The sequence below is a fragment of the Microvenator marinus genome (assembly GCF_007993755.1).
Classification (GTDB): Bacteria; Myxococcota_A; Bradymonadia; order Bradymonadales; family Bradymonadaceae; genus Allomicrovenator; species Allomicrovenator marinus.
The window spans coordinates 2,830,368-2,854,861 of sequence record NZ_CP042467.1 but is presented as its reverse complement, the minus strand read 5'-3'; the positions used below and the strand labels follow the sequence as shown (position 1 = coordinate 2,854,861).

Sequence of the window (24,494 nt, the reverse complement as noted above, 5' to 3'; positions counted from 1 at the left end):
GGATCCAGACCCCATTTGTGCCACCGTGTCACACCTTTGGTTTTTGTTGGTGACCCACCCAAAATCAAGAAAACCGTTGTAAAGACTACACGTAAGGGGATGTAGGATAACGTGGCACACCAATTGCTCTATAGGAGGGTGTCTGAAGCACGGAGTAGCAACATGAACGCACGAAACATCCTCGAAACCTTTCACAACAACGAAGACGGCGCCACCTCAACCGAGTACATCGTACTTCTGATCCTCATCGCGTGTTTCGTGATTGGCATCGTGAAGGTGTTCGGTAATACTCTTTCTGAGAAATACCAAGCCGCCGACGAATTGATCATGAAGGAAGTCCGTTTCTAATCCTTCGCTCCTGTTGTTCTTTTAAGGAATCAAGATCATGAAAAACCTTGTCAAAGCCGCCTCACTCCTCATCTTTGCTCTCGTGCTCCAAGGATCTGGTTGCCCGGAAGATGGCAGTGCTGGCCTCCAAGACTCGCCTTCGGGTGGCAGCGGCCCACAAGGACTTCTTGATAACCCAGGCTCCGACGACGACCGCCCCGCAGACAGCGGTCAAGATCCAGCCGACCCAGATTCAGACCTACCCAGCACACATTCCACCGCCACCGGAAACGGGTCGCTGGCAGCCGGGCAAGCGTGCTCAGACACCGCTGCTTGCGGAGTCGGGTTGGCTTGTGAGGCCGGCTTCTGCGTCAATGCAGGTGAAATGAGAATCGCGCTTGTGTGGACCGGTCAGACAGACCTCGACCTCCACGTGCGCACCCCATCGGGTGAAGAGATCTACTATCGCAACCGTAATTCAGACGACGGTGGCGAATTCCAGAAAGACGGGTGTATCGCCGACCGTTGCGACGGCGAGAACGGACCGTTTAGTGAAGCAGTTCTCTGGGTTGGCTTGCCAACGCAGGGCACTTACGAGTTTTGGGCAGTCAACTACGACGGTGTCGCGGCAGCTAACGCCACATTTGAAGTCCGTCATGACGGCCATTACGAGACCTTCTCAGCTAACGTAGGCGGCTCGGCAGGCGCTCAGTCGTCCATCTACACCTACACCGTAGACGGTGAGGACTCTGGACCCGGCGACCTCAGAATCAACTCGCACACCCACGAACAATGGGTTCGCGGCCCAGGCGTGACCTTCCGCGTGGATACAGGCTCTGAGGACATCACCACGGTCTCCTATACCGCAGACGGGAACTTCACCCTTGGACAGTCGACCGCCGCAGACGACTTTCCGCTCACTTACACCTTTAATAACTTGGGCGAGCACGTGATTAAGGCGTCGGGTTTTGATAACAGCGGGATGGAGCTGGACAACCACGAAATCACGCTGGTGGTGATGGACCGAAACGACGGGCTGCCAAACCCGAGAAGTGGCGCAGTCGTTAGCGAAAGGTTGTTGGCCAAACGAATTCAACACCACGCTGGAAGCATTGACCTCTACAATGTTCAAGTGTCTGGTCGAAACGACGGTGCCGATTCACGCTCCAACATCAACGCCTCTGCAAACAACCAGCTCGCGCGCCAGTCCTGCTACGGCAACGCGCCTTGTGGTCGAACCCGCCTTGATGCTCGTATGCTTCAGGCCATGGTCATCTTGCGCCAAGTCTACGGCTACAGCTTCCGAGTCACCTCGATTGCAGGTGGTTCACATAGCCGGCGCTCACGCCACTACCGCGGCGTTGCGTTTGACGTGGACATCATCAATGGCCGCTCCGTTCGTGGTAACACCACGCTTGCGCGCCAGTTCATGCGCGCCTGCCGCGACCTCGGCGCTACGGAGGTCCTCGGACCTGGAAACCGCGGCCACAGCGGTCACGTCCACTGCGCCTGGTAACCCATGTCAACGCGGGCTCTGTCCGCGTTGGATGCTCCCTCTTTACGTGATTGAACCCGCTCCGCTTTCCTAGTACGATCACGGTCTAGACAGTTTCTCCCAAATCCATCCCAAGCGAACGGAGCTCGCTTGTACATGTACAAGTTCACACCGTACATCCTCGCCCTAGCCATGACCGGATGTTCTCTGCACGAAGATATCTCCGATATCACCTACCTTGCAGGAGACATGGCGCAAGACATGCCTACGCAAGACATGCCCACACCGGACATGCCCGTCCAAGACATGCCCGTGCAAGACATGCCCGTGCAAGACATGCCTACACCGGACATGTCCCCAGACTCAGGTCCCGACACACCCCCGGACATGCCAGATATTCCGCCGGACATGCCCCAATCCTGCGTGGACACAGGCTGTGCGGCCACCGAAGTATGCAACACGGTTACCGGTGAATGTGGACCTTGCAGCGTGAATGCCCCCTGTCCGGGAGGTCAGGCTTGCGAAGCCGGTATCTGCGTATGCCCATCCGACCAGGTCTTTTGCAATGACGTATGCGTCGAGCAAAGCCCAGCACAATGCGGAGAGTCGTGTGCCGCGTGCCCTGGCGGGATCGGAGCGTCAGCAATCTGTGAGTCGGGCGCCTGTGAACTCGAATGCCTTGACCAAACCCATATCCGCTACAAGAACGGATGCTCAAAGGCTGGAAACGTTTGCCCGAGCGCCGATAAACCACTCGCCGGCCCATGTGATCCCGTTTTCCAGACCGGTTGCCAGGCTGGGCTGATGTGTTCATACACGCCCCGAATTGGCATTTCCTGTACGGATCAAGACGATTGTGAGGTGGGCGAGCTCTGCAATCCCGGGAACAATCGGTGTATTCGCTTTGAAAGCGCGTGCGTGAGCGATGCGAACGCAACCATTCCACTCGGCGACTCATGCGCCGGAACCACCGATACGTGCGCCCCTGGCTATCTCTGTTCGGCGAATTTCTGCCGCCAGATGTGTGACCCGCTCACAGCAGCTGGATGTGAATCTGACGAGTTCTGCGTGCCTATTCAAGTAGGCAGCGGCGCGGGGCTTTGCCGAGACGCCTGCTGACGTCTGGAGAGCTCTAGAAGCCCCTCAAAGGCATCTCCCGCCACGTCCTGAAGCGGAATAAGAACAAAATCGCGCTCCAAAATGGATGGGTGCGGCAGTGTCAGATTCTCCGTCTCAAGAATCGCATCGTTCCAGTAGAGGAGGTCCAGGTCTATGTTCCGTGGTCCTTTGTCCTCGGTACGAACCCGTCCCATGGCGAGCTCAACCCCGAGGAGGGTGGCCAGGGATTCAATGGCATCGAGCTCGGTGCGCATGAACGCACACGCATTCAAGAAGTCGGGTTGGTCCGTCACATAGGCCGCCGGCGTTTCGATGATCTTACTCAGCCTCACCAACTCAAAACCGCTCGCCTCAAGCCGGCGCACGGCATCCGAGATAAAGCCCAGACGGTCTCCGAGGTTCGATCCCAACCCGATATAGACGTTGTGTTTCATTGCAGGATTTTGTCGATATTCACTCGCCCCGCGAGTTCCGGGTCGAGGGTCTTGACGCGGTTCAATACGCCCGCCGCCAAAGCCTTGTCTTGCACCACGTTGAGCAGGAAGATCCCCAAATCGTAGGCCTGCCTGCCGGTCAAATCGTCTCGTTTAGCCAACTCTTCGAACCTTGGGCGAATGCGTGGACGCGCGCCCTCTTGGCCCCAACCCGCACGCAAATGGCCAAACTCAGCAGCAAAACCGCTCGGCACCAAAGCTTTTGCCTGAATGAAGAGCTCTTCGGCCTCTTGATACTTCGCTTCGTTGAGCGCGAGCTCGGCGCGGGCCACCGTGATTCGGTATTGGCGCTCGGGGTCGTCCGGCTCTGCCGCAGGCACTTCAGGCTCAACCGCAGGCACCTCAGGCTCAATTTCCGTTGGTTTCACTGCAGTTGCAGCCAGCGCCGCTGCAGTTACGCCCTGAACGCGCTCCTGTGCCAGAGCCAATGCGTCTACGGGCTCCCCAAGCTGAGGCTTAAGGCGTTCGAGCTGAGCGCGCATCTGGGCCGCGCTTATCCCCTCAAAGCCTTTGAAGTTCGGGTTCAGCTCCAGTGCGCGTGACCAAGAGCGATAAAGCCCCTGATTGGACTCCTCGCTTCCAGCATCCCATTGAAGATGGCCAGCACCTTCTAAGAAGAACGCCATGGCCCGCTCGGATTCTTCGGTTTTTAAGAGTGCTACAAGCTCTTTGGCAGGCTTCTCCTGTCCCAGACGAATGTACGCCCAGCCCAGGCGTGCCGCTGCGTGAGACTTTGCGCCTTTCTCAGCTACATCGCGCTGGTAGATGCCCACGAGCTCAAGGTAGCGACCCGTTGCGATATACACATTCTCGATGCGATCGAGCTGTTCGCGAACATCACTTTGCCCCAGCAGAAGTTCGTGATTCTTCTGAAACCCCTCGACGATGGGCTCGAAAGTATCCAGCTCGGTTTGGGTGATGTTCGGCCCAGGGTCGGGCAAGTCCGTGGCGCTCGGCGCCGAGAGCTGAACGGCGGCAAAATAACGCAGAGGTGTGGGCTCCGGAAGCGCGGCCTCACATCCCATTCCCCCTAGCATCATCAACACCAGCCACTTCTTCATGGTCTATCCAAACAACTCTTGGAATTCCTTCTCTATCACTTTTGTCTTCTTTTTGCTCACACCACCGAGGTGGTCGATCGCCTTGCGAATTCGTGCGCGCGAGATATCAGGCCCGAGCACCGACATCGTATCAAAAAGTGGCGTCGAGACCTTTGAGCCTGAGATAGCCACAAAGAACGGGCGAAGGTAATCGCGAAGCTTCACGTCCAATTTTTCAGCCGTGTCCTTCAAGAGCTCTTGAATGGCCTCGGTAGACCAGTCTCGCTGCGCCTCGAGGCGCCAAAGCGTAAGCTGCATGCGCCTCAAAAGCTCGTCTTGATCATCTTTGGCTACCAACTCCTCGGTATCCAAGGTCAGGTCGCCGGCAAAGAAATGTACCACCATCGGCGCCAGATCAGAGAGCTTTTCAATGCGCTTCTGAACCATGTCCAGGATGCGCGTCGCCTTGTCTTCTTCCTCGAACATCCACGTCTTGAGGCGCTCCGCAAGCGCCGCCGGATCGTGGTCCTCACGAATATAGCGCCCGTTGAGCCAGGTCAGTTTCTCGATATCGAACACCGGCCCGCCCAGCGAAACACGGTCCACATCGAAGTTCTCGATCATCTGCTCTAGAGCGAACTTCTCCTCACCGTCCGGCATGGTCCATGCCATCATTCCAAGATAATTCAAAAGCGCCTCTGGCAAAAAGCCCATGCGCTCGTAGTACATGATGCTCGTGGGGTTTTTGCGCTTACTGAGCTTGCTCTTGTCCGGATTTCGCAAAAGCGGAAGGTGCATCAGAGTCGGCGGCTCCCAACCGAAATACTCGTAAAGAAGCAGGTGTTTTGGCGCCGAGGAAAGCCACTCTTCGCCACGCATCACGTGGGTCACGCCCATCAAATGGTCATCCACCACATTGGCCATATGGTAGGTCGGAAGTCCGTCCGATTTCATCAAAACCTGCGCATCCACCGTGGACCACTCAAACTCGATGTCACCGCGGAAATGGTCTTTGACCACGCAGACGCCTTCGCGTGGCACCTTCATCCGGACCACGAACGACTCGTCGGCGGCACGCCGCTCGGATTCTTCGTTACTCAGTCCCTCACAATGGCCGTCATAGCCCTGGAACGTGCCTTCTTCGCGTTGTTTCTCACGAAGCTCGGCCAGCCGCTCGGCCGTGCAAAAGCAGCGAAACGCATGGCCCTTCTTGATGAGCTCTGCGCTGTGTTCCGCATAAATCGCGGAGCGCTCGCTCTGACGGTATGGACCATTCGGTCCGCCCACATCTGGACCTTCATCCCACTCAAGCCCAACCCAACGCAGAGCCTTCAGAATCATGTCCTCGGACTCTCGTGTGCTGCGCACCTGGTCGGTGTCCTCGATTCGGAGGATAAACTTCCCGCCATTCTTCTTCGCAAACGCGTAGTTGAAGAGCGCAATATAGGCGGTGCCGACGTGCGGATCACCGGTGGGCGAGGGGGCAATGCGTGTGACGATGGTCATGGTTTAAAACTCAAAAAAACGGGAACAAAATCACGTTGGCTCTTGTGCCTTGTCCCATTCCCGCTGTCAAACCCCGCACATCTCCTTAAACTTCGCCTTGTACTCTTCCATCGGCTCAAGTCCGACCTCGGCCCTTCGTTTATCCACACCCGCAGGATCTTCCATTTCCGCGGGCTCCCATTCCCCCGGACCAACGCATTGTCCCTGAGTACCAAACCGTTGTGGCGTCTGTGTCCCCACCGCAACGCGGTCCCAGAGGTAGGCATAATTCCGAGAATTCACTTCGCCTGCATCTACGAGCGGCCCCATGAGGTCCAAGACATACCGCTGGAACTCACGGTTCATGTCTGCATGCTGAGCGAGGATCCACGCATTATGACTGGCCACATCACCGTACGCGGACTTCGTAATCCAACCATGAGCACGCACGAAGGTCTGGAGCTCCTTGGTGTGGTCTTCGTCGATGGACATCGTGGTCATTCCAATCTCGTTGAAGACCCGCTCTTCTTCCGCGGGCTCAAGACCAAGGCTCATGGCGCCGTTGAAGGAATTTCGCGCGTACTGATCGAGATCCACCATCTCTTGGAGTCTCTTATCCACCGCCTCAGTGCTCATATCCTCGCCCAGCCGGGGCAGCTTAGGTGTTCGGCGAGCCTCGATTTCTGCTCGAAACTCTTCGAGGAACGCCGAGGCCGCGTTGGTGGGCTCTTCCTCCACCTGAGGCGTTTCCTCAGGTGTTTGTACCGGCGCAGAGTTCGCGCAGCTCGACCCTAGAAGGGCCACGATTGCCATTCGAATCAAAAAATTCATTGAATCTGAGGGGGCTTAGAGTGTGATGTTGACGCTGCCGGAGTTCATAAACCCGGCGTCGTTGCCGCAAAGTGTGCCGCTGTAGCTGTAGTTCACAGAGCCAGTGCTGCCGTTCTCCTCGGCACTAAACGACGCGCTCATATCGATATCGCACTCGCCGTTGACGTCGCCTGCAAAGCCAATGCTTCCCACGTAGGTATAGGAGAAGCTGCCGGACGTGTCGGTTGATGCGTAGTTGAACTCATAAGCCACGTCGCCGGTCAGGGTCACGCCCTGAGACACACAGCTCGAGAAGGTCACGGTGTAGTTGAACGTGCCCTCGCTGTCCGAGGTTTCGTCGAACTCACCCACAAACTGAGCCGTGCCGCCTTCTAGGCAGTTGAATGTAAAGTCTACGCTCACCAAGCCACCAGCTTGCGCCTGAGCCTGAGCGCCACCTTGCGCCAATACCGATTGCGTGGCCGCAAATCCCTTTTGTGAATCCTCTTCACTCAGGCTGTCGTCGCCACAACCAAATCCAAAAGCAACTGCGCTCATTCCAATAAGAAGTTTTGCCTTCATTGTCTCTCCTCTCTTGTTTCGTCAAAGTCGCGCACAAGTCTCGGTCTCTCTCCGGCATTTGTCAAATCTCTGTGCGCTTGTACACCAAGTCGAATAATGGCATGTTCCGCGCGCCCAAGGTACCTGGCTCAAACCATGTCCAAAATCACCATCGACGCGCGTTATATTGGCCCCGAAACAAGCGGCATCGGACGTTATACCGAGAACCTGATACGGGAGCTCCTCGAGGCCGATCCGAACCTCAGACTCCGACTGGTGACCGACCCGAGAAAGCCCGACGCCGGCTTCTCAAGTAGCCCACATCAAGAACGCCTCGAATTCAAGACCTTTGGTGCCGAACCGAATTCACTCAGAACTCGGCACGTTCTGGGCCGCTCGCTCAAATTTGAGGCCGGAGAGATTTTTCACTCACCGTTCAATATTTTGCCCGCGGGGCTGCGCGCCAAGAAGGTCTTTACGCTCCACGACATCATGTGGCTCCTCGATGTGAACTACTGCACGAGTATCTGGTGGAGAAAACTCGTCACGGGCACGTTTTACAAGACGCTCATTCCTAAATCCGCCCACGAGGCCGATCAGGTGATGACCGTTTCGCACGCTTCACGCATGGAAATTGAAGAGTATTTTCCGCATCTTCAAGGTCGCGTGAGCGTCACGTATAATGCCGTCGACCCTTATTTTCAGCCTCTCGATCCAAAAGTCGCGATTCCCCATTTGGAAAAGCACTTTGACCCGCTCGATCCCTTTGTGCTCATCGTGGGTCAGGGAACGCCGTACAAGAATCATAAACGGGCGCTCGAGGCCTTTGCTCAAGCCTTTGAGGACGTGCCCGAGATGAAGTGTGTGGTGGTTCGAAGGCTTAACCGCACGGACGACGAGCTCGCGGAGATCAAGGCGCGCCCAGGCATGCAGGGGCGCATTATTCAGCTCGAACACATCGGTATCGACACGCTTCGTGCGCTCTACTCAATGGCGCATATCTTTCTATTTCCCTCGCTTTACGAGGGGTTTGGGCTTCCGTCGCTCGAGGCGATGGCCTGTGGAACCCCGGTGGTTACGTCGAACTATGGCGCCATGGCAGAAGTTGCGGGCGGTGCGGCCGAGCTCGTCAATCCAAAAGAAGTGTCGTCCATCGCGGCCGGACTTCGCCACCTTTGGGATGACAAGGCGCACCATCAACTCCTCTCAGAGCGAGCCATCAAGAGAGCCGGCGAGTTTTCGTGGCAAAGATGTGCGGAACAGGCGCAGGCTGTTTATCAGAGGATGAGGTCCGAATGAGACTCCTTCTAGACGCTCGAAATATCACCGACAAACCCGCAGGTGTGGCGCGCTACGCAAAGGCCTTGATCCCTGAGCTGGCACGCCTCATGCCAGATGGTGAACTATGTGTGATTCGGCATGCCTCGAACCAAACGCCTTTAGAAGTGCCTGGAATCAAGGAGGTTTTTGTCGATATCCCCATCGATAACACGCGAAACGTGCTCTTTGGGCACAAGGCCCTCGGCGAAGCGTTCCGAAAATTCGGCCCTCCAGATATCTATCATAACCTCTTTCATGTCTCGCCCAGGCGTCTCCCAGACTCACTTAAAGTTGTGGTGACACTCCACGATCTGGTGTGGATCGAGCATCCGGATGCCTCACAGCCTACGTGGTTGAAAGCCCGTGCGATCGAGCAATTCGCCAAGCGCGCGATTCCGGCAACTCTCAAACGGGCCGACCACGTAATCTCCGTATCCGACTTTACGGCCGAGCGTGCACGCCGCTACCACAGCTCGCCAACCACCGTGATCATGCACGGGGTGGAGACGCATTTCTTCGATCCGGTGCCCCCGGTTGATCCGATCGTGGAACATCTCACCCGAGACCAGACCCGCTACATTGTGGCGGTCGGAAATTCTAAGCCCTACAAGAACCTGCATCGCCTGATCCGCGCCTGGGCCCGCGTGCGGCCTAAGCTTGGCAAGTCCAAGCTCTGCCTCGTCGGTGACAACAAAGCGTTGATGCCCCTGATCGAAGAGCTAGGCCTTAAAGACGATGTGGTTCTGGTGGGATTTCTGGGAGACGAAGACCTGCGGCGTATCGTTGGTCACGCCCACCTATTCGCGTTTCCGTCGCTGGTCGAAGGCTTCGGCCTGCCGCCTTTGGAGGCTATGGCGCTCGGCGTTCCCGTCATTCTCTCCAATATCGAGCCCATGAAAACCGTGGGTGGGGAAGCGGCTTTGAGCTTTGACCCGCTCGACATCGAAGCCATAGCTCAGGCAATTGAGTCAGTCTTCAAGGACGATACCCTCCACCAAAAGATGATTCAAAAAGGTAAGGCGCACGCGGCGGCCATGACGTGGACACGCGCCGCGGAAGAAACCTTAAAAGTCTATAAGACATTTGGTTGACGATTCGCAAGCACCGTGCGAGATTCCAGATATGTCGCGAGCAACACAGAATATCTTATTAGTCGTTGATGATCCCTTCTTGTACGACGATGTTTGTGCATCGCTCAAGTCGGGAGGCTGGGGCGTGGTCCTTGAAACCGAGGTTCACGAGGCAATCACCAAGCTCAAATCCGAAAAGTTTTCCTGCTGTATCGTGGCGGACGGAGAAAGCTCGCGAGTGCGCGACGTTCTGACCTCTTTTGGTGTGGCACCAACCCTCCCAGTAGTGGGCGTTGTGCGTACCGGCGATGTGGCCACAACCGTAGATGCCATGCGGCTTGGCGCGCATTCCGTGGTCGAGTTAAACTCCGAGGATGACGTGGACCGGCTCATGGCCGCCGTCACCGACGCGGTTCCCAAGGGTAGTGCGCCGTTCCACGGAGACCCCAGAGACCTCTTTGTGCGAAGCGAGCGCTCGACCCTAAACTCGTTGCTCGAAATGCTTCCACCTATCGCCACAGCGCCAGCCCCCGTGCTGATTACAGGCGAGTCGGGAACCGGGAAGGAACTCTTCGCGCGTACCATTCACAACATGAGCTCGAGGGCCCAGGGCCCGTTCATCGCGGTCAATTGTGGTGCCATCCCGGACACCCTCTTAGAGTCCGAACTTTTCGGCTACATCAAGGGGGCCTTCACCGGTGCTCACCAAGACCACGCAGGCCAATTTGCGGCAGCCGACAAGGGTACGATTTTATTGGACGAAATCGGCGAGCTTCCGTTGCAACTGCAAGTAAAGCTCCTTCGCGTGCTCCAAGATGGCAAAGTTTTGCCCGTTGGAGCTACCGAACCGGTCTCGGTGGACTTCCGAGTCATCGCCGCAACCAACCGTAACCTTGAGAACGAAGTCAAAGCCGGAAATTTCCGCGAAGACCTCTACTACCGCCTCTCGGTGCTCCCCATGCATGTGCCTCCTTTGCGAGAGCGGCCGGACGATATTCCGGTGATCGCGGAGCACCTGACACAAGAGCAAAATCGCCTCAATAAGACCCATCTACAGGGCTTCTCAAAGACGGCCTTGAGCGCCATGAAGGCCTACAACTGGCCCGGGAACGTGCGCGAGTTGCAGAACCTCATGCAGCGCCTCTCGATCCTAAAGCGCGTGGGCCAAATCGAGCTCGAAGACCTTCCCGCTCAATTCCACGGCGACAATCCGCCACCACCTCAGCTCGGGCTCTACGTGCCTTCAGAGGGCATGGATATGGCCGATACTTTGGAGCGGCTTGAAACGTCGTTGGTTAAACAAGCACTGCAAAAGGCTGATGGCAATAAAGCGGCGGCAGCAAGGCTGCTCGGCCTAAATCGCACCACGCTTGTAGAAAAGGTCAAGCGACTGCGAATCCAACAGGATTAGTGGATCCATCGCTGCATTCTGCGACGTCTTTGCCTCAGATCGTGGTTTCTGTGCCACGGTCCAAAGTACCCGAAATACGACGCATTACGATGTGCTCAGGTATGCGTAATCTGAATACTTCAACCTACATCGGGCGCAGCGTTGAGTTGGCCACGGATGGATCGTTAATTGCAGCTGAAATATCGTTGAAGGAACGAGAACCAAGGATCAGAACGATGATCAAAACTAGTTTGGGCATTTTACTCGCTGTCGTTGTGGGTTCAGGGTGTGACGTTGGTGAATTGAACATGCGGACTCCCGAGGGAGAACCCGGCACCGCATGGCCGAATGACCCCAATAACCCTGGGACCGAAACCCCCGGTGCCGGAGAAATCGACCCGGGTCGCGTGACCATCCGAAGACTAAATCGTGCTGAGTACAACAACACGATTCGAGACCTTTTTGGTGATACCACCCGTCCCGCAGACAATTTCCCAGAAGACGACTACGGGTACGGCTTCAACAACAACTCAGACGTTTTGAGCCTCTCCTTGATCCACCTCGAGCAATACATGGAGGCGAGCGCTGAAATCGTGGAACGAGCACTCGACACGGGCGCACCGGCGTCGTCGACCCAACGCGTTGAAGCTGAGGTGGCAGGCGGCTCTGTGGGAGCGGCCCGAGATGAGTACTGGAACCTTTGGTCCAACGGAACCATCTCGCAAGTCGTGACCGTGCCCGCCGCTGGCCGCTACCTTGTCCGTGCCCGCGCCTATCAAACACAGGGTGGGCCCGACCCTGCGAATATGGTCCTATCCATCGGCTCACAAACCCAATCGTTTGACGTCACCAACACCTCCACCAACCCAGGAGTCTTCGAGTTCGAAACTCAGGTCCCCGAGGGTGGTCAGGTACTTAGCGCCGAGTTTACAAACGATTACTACGATGAGCCGTCCGGTGCCGACCGAAATCTCTACGTAGACTATATCGAACTCGAAGGTCCGATCGATGCGATTGGAACCGGTGGCTCCGCTGCACGTGATCAAATCATGACCTGCGTGCCCGGCGAAAATCCGCAAGCCTGTGCCGCTGAGATTATCTCGGGCTTTGGCCGAAAGGCTTGGCGCCGCACGCTCACGCAAGAAGAGGTCGACCGGCTCGTTCAATTCCAGGACGTTGCCGCAGCCGAAGGCGAAGGGTTTGAGCGCGGAATTAGACTCGCGCTGCAGGCCATGTTGATGTCTCCAAACTTCCTCTTCAGACCGGAGTTTGATACCGCTCAGGAAAGCGCAGAACCCCACACCCTGAGTGATTGGGAGCTCGCCTCGCGCCTTAGCTACTTCATCTGGAGCTCGATGCCTGATGACACCCTCCTAGACCTCGCCGAGGCCGGCCAACTCCAGGATGATGAGGTTCTTCGCGCTCAAGTTCTACGCATGCTCGAAGACCCCAAGGCAGATGCGCTTATCGATACCTTCCTGACTCAATGGCTCTACATCGACGCCGTGCTCGAGGCACAGCCCGATGCCGAGACATTCCCCGAGTTCGACGAAGAGTTGCGTCAGTCGATGCGCCAGGAAACTCGACTCTTTGTGAAGGATTTGATCGCTTCAAATGCGCCTCTGGAAACCCTCATCACCGCTGACTACACCTTCGTAAATGCCCGGCTCGCCGCGCATTATGGCATGGATGCAACCGGCCTTACGGCGGAGCTCGTGAAACGTCCATACGGCGACGATTCTCGCCGAGGCCTCATCAGCCACGCAGGCCTATTGACCGCGCGCTCTCACCCGACCATGTCGTCACCAGTTCGGCGAGGCGAATGGATTTTGGCCAACCTCTGGTGTGACGAGCCGCTTCCTCCGCCACCCAATGTGGAGAATATCGCGCAATCGCCCGAGGACCGAGAAGGCAAGACCGTGCGCGAACTCTTCGAGATGCACTCCGAAGACCCTGTCTGCGCGTCGTGTCACCGAATCATGGACCCGATTGGATTTGGCCTCGAGCACTATGACGGCATCGGCGCATGGCGCGATACCGAACAAGGAAAACCTATCGATGCGTCAGGCGTCTTGCCGCCAGATATCGCGTTCAACGGTCCTGCTGAATTGGCTGACATCCTCGCTGGCTCACACAAGCTCAGCGAGTGTGCCACCGAAAAGACACTTACATTCGCCCTCGGTCGAGGCATGAAAACAAGCGACAAGCCTCAAATCGAGGCGATCGCGACCAAACCAGATCTTGGGTTCAAAGACCTTATCACCGAAGTAGTCTTGAGCGATGCGTTCCGCATGCGTCGTGGCGGCGAGTTTTAGGAGTAGATGATGAAACGGATTCAATTGAGTCGAAGAGCATTTTTGGGTGGGGCAGGCGCAACGCTGGCTTTGCCTTTGCTGGAAGCCATGACCCCGTTTGGGCGCTCCGCATTCGCACAGGATGCACGCCCAACTCGTCTTTTGGCCTATTACATCCCGAACGGCATTCACATGCAGACATGGACGCCAGCTGCTGAAGGCGCGGCGTGGGAGTTGACACCCACACTGCAGCCGCTTGCGAGCGTTAAGGATGATCTTCTTGTCCTCACAGGTCTTGAGAATCGGCCGGCGCGCCCAGACGGACCTGGCGACCACGCCGCCGGAACGGGCTCGTTCATCACCGCCACCCACGTGCGAAAGACCGAGGGCTCCGATATCCAGAACGGCGTCTCGATGGACCAATACGTGGCCCAGGCCATCGGCGACCAAACCCGCTTTCCTTCGCTCGAGCTTGGCATGGACGGCGGTGGTTCAACTGGCAACTGTGACTCCGGCTACAGCTGCGCCTATGCACGCAATATCTCGTGGTCAGGTCCTCAGACACCGGTGCCGAAAACGGTGGATCCAAGACAGGTCTTCGACCGAATCTTCGCGGGTTTTGACCCGAACGCCAGTGTGGAAGAGGCGCGCAAGAGGCGCGCGTTCGATAAGAGCGTGCTCGACTACGCACTCGAAGAGGCCAACAAGCTGCGCGCGATGCTAGGCACCACGGACCGCGCCAAGATCGACGAGTATATGGACTCGGTGCGCGCGCTCGAAGTCCGTATCTCGGGCATGGACGAGAACACCCTCTGCGGAATCCCTCCGCGTCCAGGCACGAGCTACAACGTGACTGAGAAGGCCCAAGTCATGGCTGACTTGATGGTGCTCGCGTTCCAATGTGACCTAACGCGAGTGCAGACCTTTATGCTCTCCAATGCGGGTAGCGGGCGCGTTTACGACTTCCTGGGTGTGAGCGACGGCCACCACAACTACTCGCACCACCAGAGCCTCGAATCCAATTATAGCGCGTTGCGCACTATTGACCGTTGGGAAGTCACGCAATTTGCGTATCTCTTGGACAAGCTAAAGACCACCAACGATGTGGAAGGCAACCCATTGCTCGATTCTTGTGCCGTGTTCTTCTCAAGCGAGATTTCAGACGGCAACCGGCACAACCACAACGATATGCCCGTGCTTGTGGCAGGTAAGGCCAATGGACAGTTCAACCCAGGCCGTCACGTACGCTACAACGATGACCCAATGGCAAACCTCTTCATTGCTATGATCCAAGCCATGGGCGTGGATGTGATGGAGTTTGGTGACGACGGCACGCGCCCGTTGGCGAATCTCGGGTAAGTTGAGACGCTATTCGTCGGATTTGACGGTGCCCTTTAGCTCAGCCTTCAGTGCCTCGATTTCCCGTCTAGCCTCTTGAAGCTCACGAGAAACCTCTTCAGCAAACCTCTTCTGCTCTTCGGCGGCCTTCTTCTGCTCTTCGGCGGCCTTCTTCTGCTCTTCGGCGGCCTTCTTCTGCTCTTCGGCGTACGTCAGAACGTTCACCCCATCTACATACATGAAATCAAACATGGTCTTCTCCAAATCTTCGGGTTTTATTTTATCGTTTATGTTTTCACTTATCAATCTCGCCGCCTTGTCTAACTCGCCTGGAGTTTGAGGTAGGCGAGTGGTCATCTTCATCCACTCAAACTCAGGTCTATCTTCGAGAGCCGTGGTGGCGACGATGAAGATAGGGCCGCATTCCACCGATCCCCACCTCCAGATTCCTCTATGTGAGGTGCAGCACCCGTCCACAGTGATTCTGAACAGTTGACGCCGGCCCCTCACAACGATCTCTTCGCCTCACTCCTCGACGATGCTCCGGCATCGCCTGCGTCGCGCGGCTACGACCTCGTGGCGAGTTGCTCGCCGTCAGCCAGCCACAACCACTGCAGACGGGTGCTAAGGCTCAAACATATTGGGCTCCTTGAGCACGCGTTCGGGCGTGCGGTGAGACAAGATCACCATGGATGGGTGGAGCTCTGTCCGATTCTTTATCCGTGTTGTGAAGTACCGGTACGACGCGTAGCCGATTTTTTCGCGACAGGATCCTAAATCGGACAAACTCACAGAGTTTGAAAAATGCTCAACCAGTACGTCTCGTCTGCACAATAGACCTGCCAATGGTCCCCAATGGGTCACCGGGTTCGGCATATGGCGTCCTGTGTTGGCGAAAGGATTCGTGCTTTCTGACCTCGCCGCACACCTGCAGTGCAATGTTGAGGCACCACGCCTCGTGCGGCTTCGCCATTTTAGGCGTTAGCTTTATCATTTTGTCCCCCTACTTAGGGTTGGTTAATCAGAATGACGGATCCCAAAATTTGGGCCCGTATTCTTATTTTCGGACAAAATTCGAAAGTGTTGCGAAAAAATTTGAACTTTTTGCATCTACGACCCCCGACCTGATGTGTGAAGGCTGTCTTAAGCCGATTCACGAGGAGAGTTCAACGAGAATCGACTCTTACGAACCCCCACGGCTCCTTGGTGCGATCCACCACGAAATGCGCAGCCAACTGACCGTTATGGCTAAGCACTGTGAAGAGCCCGTGCGCCTCGGTGGCAGTGAGCGGGACCTTCGATGCCTGGAAGGCCTCACCTTGAATCTCCGCAAACCAGATGGCTCGATCGAACGCATCCTGAAATGCGACAATGACCTGCGCGCCGTTCAAAACAATGCGCGCCGACTCGCCGATAGTTCCGGTGAAATACTCGCCCGAGTCCCGAAGACCGTCATGCACACGCAACGTCTCGGTAGTGTCTCCAAACTTGGAGTATCGAAGCCCCGAGCTCTGTTGAAAGACGATATGGTGCGCGCCCTGAGCGTCCACCTGGCCCGAAGCGTAAGGACCACTGCCTGCAGCCAGATATTCTGGCTCCGACCACTGCCCACTGAACTCCGCGCGTCCGACACGTCTTGTGGCTCCGTTCCACCACACTGCAAAGACGCCTCCGCCAGGAATCCGCGAGAGCGAGGTGTAGGCGCCCATTCGCGCCGGGTAGTCCTTGGTCGGCTCGGTGGGCTCGGCGCTGTCTACGACCGTCTCGCTCGCCCCTGCGGCCCCTGCGGCCCCTGCGCTCACCGCAAATGACCGATGAACGAGCTCGCTCATAGCGCCTTCCCGCGAATAGATCACGTGGACCGTGTCTGCTTCTACAACGATTGAAGGCCATCTCGGGTCGCCAGCTTCTTCGAGCACCTCGAACTGCCAGTCCCACGCATCGCCCACAGGCAAGCCCTTGGCGTATTTCAGAACCTCATTGGTCTCGTCTCGGTACACCACGTGCAGCCCTCCCGCGGCATCTATCGCGATAGCGGTATGCGTGCCCACCGCGTCTCCGGCAGCTTTGGTGCCACCGCGCCAGCCCTCAGGGTCGCCCTCGATGGCACCGGTCTCAGGCACGCCGTCCACAAAGGACCAGGTGATGGTGTTGTCCGCGTTAACTCGCCCCACCATTAGGTCCTTGTAGGTATGGTTGTAGGTGGCGAGAACCGTCAGGCTGTCGTTGGAGTCCATGGAGAGGTACGGGCCGTGTACGCCGATCGGGATTGGCGGAAGGGCCACACACTCACACCCACCCCCGTCGATTGCACAGGTCATGCGGTTCGGAGTGCCCACGACTCGCGCCTCATAGCCCGCGTCACAGGCTTGTTCGCATACCGGCATTTCGTCCACACACGCGCCGGTGCCAAGACAGCAAAATTCTCCGTCGCCGCAGCCTCCGGCACAGGCGAGCACACATTGGCAGGAGCCGTTCTCGCAGATACCGCCGGTGTTTTCGGGGCAGATGCCGGCGCAATCTGAGTCAACTTCGCAGGCTTGTTCCACCTGACATTCCGGCCCAAAACAGCGTTGCGTGGCGTTGGTCGAAATCTCACCTTTGCATCCCACGGTGCCCAGAAAAAGGGCGGCGATGAGGGCAGCAAAGCGCCTTCGCCGGCCAAAGAATAATGCAAATCCGATGAGCCAGAGGGGGCCCAAGCCCGCTCCGCCCACGGCACAGCCGGACTTCACCGGCGTCGAGCTCGTGTCTACTTCCACCTCTTGGTACGAGCGAAGGCCAAACGCGTCACGAGCTTCCACCTCAACCACGACTCGCGGGCCTCGGGGAAGTTTTTGGACATCAATCTCGGTCTTCGCGCTCCACGGGCTCCATTGGCCATCCGGGCCGCGCCATCGCACCTCGGTGGGGTTGATGTCTTCTGCGGAGATTTTCACCCCTGCCGAGCTCGTGTTTGTCTCGATGGTTGGAGGCTCGATATCGATATCAACATCCAACGTCACAACCTTGGAAACCGCCGCGACCTCACCTTTGAGTCGCGCCCGAATGTCCACTTTGTGGCGCCCCTGAGCCATCAAAAGGGGATCGGAAATCCGAAGTTCAGGCCCTCTCTCGAACATGCTCCAGAAGCCGCCGTCCACCCGGTATTGATACTCGAATTCCGGCGAACTCTCGGTCCCAAGCCCAGGCGCCAACGCCCCGGCATCAACCACGAGTGTGGGTCGAATCAACCCTGAGGGCGTGCGCCGGCTCAAGTCGAGCTCATGGCCCCGGACAAAGGCTTGCACGCCCACGGTTTGGTTTTGGGTGGTGCGCTCAAGCCTTGCAAAAATGGCCAGGAACTCGTTCTTGTCGGCGCCGATGATATCGCGTTGTTCAAGGTCCAGGCGAAAGCCCAGAAACTCAGGCACAGCAACGGCCTCCGGAATTGCACCGGCGAGTTGAGGCCCCGCAAAACCAATAAGGAGTGGCACAAGGTCGATGATGCGCTGAGGGTCTTCGGTGAGTAGTTCGGTGCGCTGAACTCGAATATTGGTGAGTCCAGTTTCAAGGGCCGGCATCACGGGCAGAATATTTCCTTGCCCATCAGGGACCAACGCGACCGGGAGCCTGAAGTCCACGCGCAGCGTAAAGAGGCGCAGCATGCGCTCTTGAGCCCAGCCGAAGATATGAATGTCCAAATCCTCCCAGATGAGCTCGATAAGCGGCTGGTTGACCTCATAGGTGCCTCCCGACTCGGTCACGGTGTTCTCGCCGAAAACCACGCGTGGAGCCTTTTGCGGCACAATCGCCATCTGGGCCGTGGACTGAGGCGTGATGAGGTCGCGTACCGAAGGGGCTGGCAGAGCAAAAGTCGAGGTATTCAACTGGTCAACGTCGTCGGTAGAAACGTCCAAACACGCGACACCACTGGCCCAAGTTGACCAGAGGATCTGCTCAACTGCGCTTTGATGGATGCCGATTCCGAGGTGAAACGGACGGTCGTCGGGGGTGCGATCCGCGTTGATGACCGGCGAAACGGGCACGGCATTGTTAGACGGCCGCCTGGTTGGGTCGGCAGGAATACATTGGTTGATGGCCACTGGGTCCGCGCCAAGACGCATCCCAACACTTACGCCCGTATTCACCTGGGCGTGGTCGCCAGCCTTTGCGATGACGTCCACGGACGCTGCTGGGGCAGCCGTGAAGTCTCCGAGCAATCCGCCAAGTCCAAGCCTTCCTTCAACCCCGAGGGGTCGCGGGACACAGGCACTTGAGGGGTATCTGCAAATCCCATCCTGACAGCTTCCGGCCGCACACGCACCGAACTCCCCGCCGCAACGCGTGCAGGTTTGTTCGTCGGCTATGCCGCCCACCGTGTCGTTCAGGATGCCCTTAATCTGATTTTCGATGGTGCTCCGAAAGAGTCCACGTACAAGGCTCGCGCCCTCGCAAGCGATCGTATCGCCTACGTTTCCGCGGCCGTGAATCTTGAAGTCTACGTCGTCCAAATTGACGTCCACATCCCCAATATCAATGGTTAGCTCTTTGGTGGCCGATGCGCCGTCAATTCCGAGCGTGATCGGCACAGTGCCCACGATATCCGCACGAGTAGACTCGGACGCTCCGTCTTTAAAGACTTGGACGTAGCAGTTTACGGTGCCGATGAAGGTGCTGTAGTCGAAATTCAGGCGCTGGTTGATGCTGATCGTGAGCTCGATCTCAAGGCGGTTATTGGGGACGGTACGAATCTCGCGGTCTTCCAAAATGAGTCCAACCTGACAGCCAGGCTGGCCGCTCGAACACGTACTGTCCACGCAGATATCGGGGTTTCCAGACGTGTCTGGAGGAATGCAGAAGTTCAGACCGTCGACTAAGAACTGGTCGAGCAAATACGGAACTTGCTGGTCCACAAAGTCGATGCCCGAGGGCGTCAGTCGCACCTGCCCAGCCGACGGCACCGTCTGTTCAAGCCGACTCGCCGGGTAGCCGCGCGTCTCCCAGCCTTCGCACGAACACTCGTCCGTGGAACACGCCACCAACAACGCAAAAAGTAGAAGAGGAGAAGGGAATTTGAAAGATTTCATGACTCAAGTGTACAAGAACTTCGACCAAGAGTCAGAATCAAAACGCCCTCTTTAAGTCAGGGAGTCTACGAGATCGATGTATCGCTGCATCGCGTCGTCTCGGCCAACGCCTTTGAGCTTTGCCCACGCGTCGTACTTCGCGCGCCCGACGGGGTTTGTGAACCCTGGGCGGCTACCCGTGACGTCGCCATGCCGGCCCTGCTTAAAGAGCGAGTAGAGCTGCAACAAGACATCATTGCTTGGTTGCTTCGAGAGTTGTTTGACAGATTCAGAGGCTGCTTCAAATCGAGCTTCAAGATCACTCATAATGTCTCCGTGGGTAGATACGATTCGCAAAAAAGATGAGTCCGAAGACTAGTAGCGCAAAGACCGAAAGTGCAACCAACAAGTGACTCAATTCAGGAGTCGTCTCAACCGCGTTGTCCCAAATCAACCACGGGAAGATCACGCCATTGAGGGTGTTGAGGGCTGCATGACCGATGATGGCTACCCAGAGCGAGCCCGTTCGGACCGTGGCCCACGCTAGCACCGAGCCCACGAGCCAGAGTGGAATCAGCCCGATCGGGTTAAGATGGAGCGCAGAAAAGAGAAATCCGTTGGCCAGGATGGCCGCACTTACCCCCATGCCTGCTTTGAGCTGTGCCCGTAGCAAAGCGCCTCGGAAGAGCCATTCCTCACAGACAGGGGCCACCAGGGCCACGGCAAAGGCGGCCGAAACGTTGAGCCAGAAGTCCTCGCTCCTCAAGAGCCCTCGGACCATCTTCTCGTACTCTGCTTTGCTCGCCTGCAGTGCGGGTACCAGCTCGGCCAGTGCCGCCATGAAGAGGTTTGCGAAGATCGCGACCGCAAAAAGGGCAATAATTGTGACCAGGTAGGAGCCGGCACCGAGGGGTTGATGTGGCACCTGCTCTTGATCCCAGACCTTGTTGAGCGTGAACGCGAGCAGGAAAACAGCCCCAATCTGGGTGAAAATCAGCGCGACTTGCTGAGGAAGGAATGCGGCAAACGTGGTGCCGATGATGATGTTCGCGAGGAGTGTGGTCAGGAAGACCGCCACACCAATGCCGAGGCCCTTAGACATCAGTAGACTTCGAACTCGAGCACGATCTCAGCGTCAAGATTGAACGGCTCGCTTCCTCGGCGTTCGGTTGGCCCCGTGAGCCCAACCGAGTAGTTGCCCTCAAAATACTTGGGCTCGGTTGTAAACGTTGGTCGCTCTACCGTGACGTCAAAATCGAGTGCCCGAAGGCCCGCCGACTCAGCCGGGATTTTCACGCTTCCGGCCTCAACAAAGGGCTCGTTCTCCGGCTCCAGAATCAGGTGCAGGCGGTCCGTCCAAAGGTAGGCCCATGAGCGCGCACCCGAGGCGCTGCCTTCGGCAACCCGAACTTGTGCACTCACGAGCTCGATTTCAGTCGGTGCGCGCCCAAGCGACTCCTCGGCCTCGAGCATCATCTGCGCCCACTCTTCGCCACCTTGACCCGAGCGGCATACGTCAAACACATCGGTACACCCGCCAAAGCCATCGCTGTAGAAGCCTGCGGTTTCGTCACAGGTCTCACAATTGGTGCCGGTATGGCCGACACTGCACGCGCAAGTCGGAACTTCCTCAACTGTTTCGCAAAGGCCGTTTCCGCCGCAGAAGGTTGGTGTGCAGCGATCGTCTGCAACACATTCGCCCTCAGAGTTCAAACTTGTGCCGGCCGGACAATCACACCTAAAAACAGTGCCTTGAGCAAGACAACGAGTTTTGCTATCAGCAGTACAAGGATTCGGGTCACAGGGGCCTTGGGAACACGTACCGCTGAGTTGGACTAAGGCGGTAAGTTGTCCATTGGACACGTCCCGCGGGCCAAGCTCGGCCACGTTCAGTGTGAGCGTAGCAGTGGCAGCCGGGGATTCACACCCTGTCCCGATTACGAATAGCGCGAGCAATAAGTACTTCAACATATTGTGTCCGATTTGAGCCGTCGTCTTCTAAAGAAATACTTGGACCCGGCCATTTGCACAATGAAAATTCAGGCGCTTTCGTCCAATCGCGCTGAATCGGATCGAATTGAGTTGCATCGTGTATGACCTATGATTACGTTGCAGCCGCTTGTAAGCAAATTAAACCTCTTATCCAAAGGAGAGAGCATGAAGAAAACGCTCATGATATGCCTCCTCAGTGCCATGGTTGGTGCTTGTGGTGGTGAAGATGGTGGGCCAGGACCCGAAGGTCCTCAAGGACCGGTCGGTGAGGCCGGACCCGATGGCCCAGCTGGACCAACAGGTCCCGCGGGTGACGAAGGCCCTCAAGGTCCTCAAGGACCGGCCGGTGAACCTGGTCAAGACGGTGAGACCGGTGAGCCCGGTGTCGAAGGTGAATGCGACGGCGCATCGGCACTCATTGTGGAAGCAAATGGGAACACCGTGGAGTTCGGCGCTGCAGATGCTGTATTCACGCTGAACGTGACCAACGATGATGGCCCAGTGGATGCGGATATCATCTGGGTCGGAACTGACCCAGAGGAAGGAACCAACGTCGGTGAATACCTCATCGACACCAGTGTCGTTGGAATTCAGTCTTACTCGGTCATCGCGGATGATGGTTGCAGAACCGCAAACTATACCTTCGACGTCGAAGTAACACCTCCAACTCCAGATGTCACCGTAGTGGGAACGCCAGACGTGACCACAATCGACGGTGACACACCGATCGTCACTGTAACCTTTGATGTGACTGGGTGCTCGGTTGTAGAGTTTGTAGGGCTCAACGTGGATGTCACCCACGTCTTTCGTGGCGACCTCATCTTTACTCTTACCGCTCCAAGTGCAGAAGAACTGCTCCTTGCCGACTCAGCGTTTGACTCGACAGACGACGTTGTTGGGTATTTCTCGCACCTCGAAGCGCTCACGAGTGAAGACTACTTCTTGATCCCCGATCTTGAGACAACGTTTTCAGGTATAACCGGGGACGGAACCTGGACGCTTGTAATTGAGGATGACTTCACTGACTTTGACGATGGTGTATTCAACTCAGCGTCGCTTGAACTTTTTTGCGAATAATCTAACGGAGATATACTTATGAATACGAAAATCTTTTTGGCGCTCCTCTTGGGTGCATTTGCATTCACCGGTTGCGGTGAAGACGGCGCAACCGGTCCTGCTGGCCCAGAAGGCCCAGCCGGCGAACAAGGTCCCGCAGGTGGCGAAGGTCCCGCAGGTGATCAAGGCCCAGCCGGCCCTGCTGGTCCTCAAGGTCCTCAAGGTCCCGCAGGTGCAGACGGAAGCGACGGTGCAGCCGGAAGCGATGCCGCATGTGCCGGTGTTGAGCGTATCGAAATCACTGGAGTAACGGGTATCGAAGAGCGTAACTTCATCGGTGCTCCGGTACCTTTTACTATCGAGGTAGAAGCAGGTGGAACCGCTCTGACCGAAGGCGTCGATTTTGAATTCATCACGCTTGACGGCGAAGAGCCAGCAGCAACAGGTGCGTTCAACGAGTTTGAATTCTCAGGAGATGCCGAGTTCACAGCCGACTTCATCGTCGTAGCGACCGATGGTTGCACCACCGATATCTTCGACTTCTCTGCAAACCTCGTGGAGTTCGAAGCTCGCGTTGCAGTTGTGCACATTCTTCCGAATACGGGTACCGTGAAGGTTGCTCCTACTGGAACTGTGGATGCACTTCCCGATTTCGATTCGATCGAGTTTGAAGATGTAACCGATCTCGAAGTTGTTAACTCGCCTACGCTCGACGTTGATATCCTTCTCGAGGACGACACGTTCGTCCAAACTTTGAATCTCGTGCTTGACTATCAGAAGTCGTACGTCGTGATCGCTCACGACAATGCAGGAGCCACTTTCACAGTTGTAGAGATCGATCAGGCTGATACCACCGACTTGACGACTCGTCTCTATGCGTTCCATGGAGCAAACGGCGTTGGAGCAGTCGATATTTACGACAACACGGCTGATCCTGCCGTGGCGCTCTTCACAGGGTTGGCAGCAGGAACCGTTTCCGCTCCGATCGAAGTTCAGTCAAGCAACAGTATTCCTTTTGGAATTGATACCAATGCTGACCAAGTAGACGATTTTGTGGGCACTTTGAGCACAACATTTCTAAGCAACGGTTGGACCACGATTATTGCGCCCTACTTTGATGATGACGCAAACCTGAAGCTTATCATGGCTGAGTTTAGCCCGGCCGGAGTCGGTTTTGACAACGCGCAGACCCTTTCTGTCCCACCGCCGCCACGTCAGACTCCGAACGTCACCGTGGCTGGTGTTGCAACTGGTACTACCACCATCACGCATACCAACACTGATCCGGTCGAGGTAGAATTTGCTGTCGCCGCGTGTGCAAGCGTTGAGCAAGTCGAGCTTACCGTTGATATCGTGCATTCTTGGCGAAGTGACATGATCATCACCCTGATTTCCCCACTTGGGACGGAGTATGTTCTTTGGAATCGAGTTGGCGGCTCTTCAATCGATGAGATAATCGGCGAGTTCTCCGACTACTCAACAGAGGCACTCTTTTCAACGTCGGGGGACCTCCTCAATACTTTCGGAAGCGAAGATGGAACCGGTACATGGACCGTCACTATCGAGGATCTCGGTACTGGCGATGACGGGACCTTTAACACCGCTGAACTGAATCTTGTCTGTAACTAAGTACTCCTAAGTTGAGTCAGTTATGT

20 protein-coding genes are annotated in these 24,494 nt (G+C 56.6%); 10 read left to right on the top strand and 10 right to left on the bottom strand.

What is annotated here, in order from left to right:
• Window positions 1–162 precede the first annotated feature (162 nt).
• From FRD01_RS11625 to FRD01_RS11615, 3 genes are all read left to right on the top strand, one after another.
• Window positions 163–348 carry a Flp family type IVb pilin gene (locus FRD01_RS11625; protein WP_146959803.1) on the top strand — a complete coding sequence of 62 codons (186 nt, stop codon included), beginning with the start codon at window positions 163–165 and terminating at the stop codon, window positions 346–348.
• A 37-nt stretch (window positions 349–385) separates the two neighbouring features.
• A complete protein-coding gene (locus tag FRD01_RS11620) occupies window positions 386–1,843 on the top strand; it encodes a DUF2135 domain-containing protein (RefSeq protein WP_146959792.1) in 1,458 nt (485 codons plus the stop codon).
• A 135-nt stretch (window positions 1,844–1,978) separates the two neighbouring features.
• Entirely contained in the window at window positions 1,979–2,941 is a 963-nt protein-coding gene (locus tag FRD01_RS11615) for a hypothetical protein (protein WP_146959790.1), read from the top strand.
• Here the strand turns inward: FRD01_RS11615 and folK are convergent.
• From folK to FRD01_RS11590, 5 genes are all read right to left on the bottom strand, one after another.
• Window positions 2,899–3,375: a 2-amino-4-hydroxy-6-hydroxymethyldihydropteridine diphosphokinase gene (folK, locus tag FRD01_RS11610; protein WP_146959788.1), complete on the bottom strand. Its 477-nt coding sequence runs from the start codon at window positions 3,373–3,375 to the stop codon at window positions 2,899–2,901. The genes FRD01_RS11615 and folK overlap by 43 nt on opposite strands.
• Window positions 3,372–4,496 carry a nucleotide exchange factor GrpE gene (locus tag FRD01_RS11605; protein WP_146959786.1) on the bottom strand — a complete coding sequence of 375 codons (1,125 nt, stop codon included), beginning with the start codon at window positions 4,494–4,496 and terminating at the stop codon, window positions 3,372–3,374. The genes folK and FRD01_RS11605 overlap by 4 nt, the downstream gene beginning before the upstream one ends.
• A 3-nt stretch (window positions 4,497–4,499) precedes the next feature.
• On the bottom strand, window positions 4,500–5,981 hold the full coding sequence (gene gltX / locus FRD01_RS11600; RefSeq protein ID WP_146959784.1) for a glutamate--tRNA ligase: 1,482 nt from the start codon (window positions 5,979–5,981) through the stop codon (window positions 4,500–4,502).
• Window positions 5,982–6,047: 66 nt separating this feature from the next.
• Window positions 6,048–6,791 carry a DUF6624 domain-containing protein gene (locus FRD01_RS11595; protein ID WP_146959783.1) on the bottom strand — a complete coding sequence of 248 codons (744 nt, stop codon included), beginning with the start codon at window positions 6,789–6,791 and terminating at the stop codon, window positions 6,048–6,050.
• A gap of 15 nt (window positions 6,792–6,806) precedes the next feature.
• Window positions 6,807–7,352, bottom strand: coding sequence for a hypothetical protein (locus FRD01_RS11590; protein ID WP_146959781.1), 546 nt, complete (start codon window positions 7,350–7,352; stop codon window positions 6,807–6,809).
• A 135-nt stretch (window positions 7,353–7,487) separates the two neighbouring features.
• Here FRD01_RS11590 and FRD01_RS11585 point away from each other — a divergent pair, with 135 nt between their 5' ends.
• From FRD01_RS11585 to FRD01_RS11565, 5 genes are all read left to right on the top strand, one after another.
• Window positions 7,488–8,630, top strand: coding sequence for a glycosyltransferase family 4 protein (locus FRD01_RS11585; protein WP_249756196.1), 1,143 nt, complete (start codon window positions 7,488–7,490; stop codon window positions 8,628–8,630).
• A complete protein-coding gene (locus FRD01_RS11580; protein WP_249756195.1) occupies window positions 8,627–9,742 on the top strand; it encodes a glycosyltransferase family 4 protein in 1,116 nt (371 codons plus the stop codon). Before FRD01_RS11585 ends, FRD01_RS11580 begins: the two co-directional genes overlap by 4 nt.
• Before the next feature lie 31 nt (window positions 9,743–9,773).
• Window positions 9,774–11,132: a sigma-54 dependent transcriptional regulator gene (locus tag FRD01_RS11575; RefSeq protein ID WP_146959776.1), complete on the top strand. Its 1,359-nt coding sequence runs from the start codon at window positions 9,774–9,776 to the stop codon at window positions 11,130–11,132.
• Between the two features lie 215 nt (window positions 11,133–11,347).
• Complete coding sequence (locus tag FRD01_RS11570) at window positions 11,348–13,426, top strand: DUF1592 domain-containing protein (protein ID WP_146959774.1); 2,079 nt, start codon at window positions 11,348–11,350, stop codon at window positions 13,424–13,426.
• A gap of 9 nt (window positions 13,427–13,435) precedes the next feature.
• Entirely contained in the window at window positions 13,436–14,764 is a 1,329-nt protein-coding gene (locus FRD01_RS11565) for a DUF1552 domain-containing protein (RefSeq protein WP_249756194.1), read from the top strand.
• 9 nt (window positions 14,765–14,773) lie between these two features.
• Here the strand turns inward: FRD01_RS11565 and FRD01_RS11560 are convergent, their stop codons facing one another.
• The 5 genes from FRD01_RS11560 to FRD01_RS11540 form a co-directional block, all read right to left on the bottom strand.
• Window positions 14,774–15,172, bottom strand: a complete 399-nt coding sequence (locus FRD01_RS11560; protein WP_146959770.1) for a hypothetical protein — start codon at window positions 15,170–15,172, stop codon at window positions 14,774–14,776.
• A 737-nt stretch (window positions 15,173–15,909) separates the two neighbouring features.
• Window positions 15,910–19,812: a hypothetical protein gene (locus FRD01_RS11555; protein WP_146959768.1), complete on the bottom strand. Its 3,903-nt coding sequence runs from the start codon at window positions 19,810–19,812 to the stop codon at window positions 15,910–15,912.
• A 51-nt stretch (window positions 19,813–19,863) separates the two neighbouring features.
• Window positions 19,864–20,118 (bottom strand): acyl-CoA-binding protein, encoded by a 255-nt coding sequence (locus tag FRD01_RS11550; protein ID WP_146959766.1) that lies wholly within the window; start codon window positions 20,116–20,118, stop codon window positions 19,864–19,866.
• A complete protein-coding gene (locus tag FRD01_RS11545) occupies window positions 20,111–20,893 on the bottom strand; it encodes a type II CAAX endopeptidase family protein (RefSeq protein ID WP_146959764.1) in 783 nt (260 codons plus the stop codon). Before FRD01_RS11545 ends, FRD01_RS11550 begins: the two co-directional genes overlap by 8 nt.
• A complete protein-coding gene (locus FRD01_RS11540) occupies window positions 20,893–21,762 on the bottom strand; it encodes a hypothetical protein (RefSeq protein ID WP_146959763.1) in 870 nt (289 codons plus the stop codon). The genes FRD01_RS11545 and FRD01_RS11540 overlap by 1 nt, the downstream gene beginning before the upstream one ends.
• A gap of 186 nt (window positions 21,763–21,948) precedes the next feature.
• Between FRD01_RS11540 and FRD01_RS11535 the strand changes: the two genes are divergently transcribed.
• Both FRD01_RS11535 and FRD01_RS24715 read left to right on the top strand, forming a co-directional pair.
• A complete protein-coding gene (locus tag FRD01_RS11535) occupies window positions 21,949–22,860 on the top strand; it encodes a proprotein convertase P-domain-containing protein (RefSeq protein WP_146959761.1) in 912 nt (303 codons plus the stop codon).
• An 18-nt stretch (window positions 22,861–22,878) separates the two neighbouring features.
• A complete protein-coding gene (locus tag FRD01_RS24715) occupies window positions 22,879–24,468 on the top strand; it encodes a proprotein convertase P-domain-containing protein (RefSeq protein ID WP_146959759.1) in 1,590 nt (529 codons plus the stop codon).
• Window positions 24,469–24,494 lie beyond the last annotated feature (26 nt).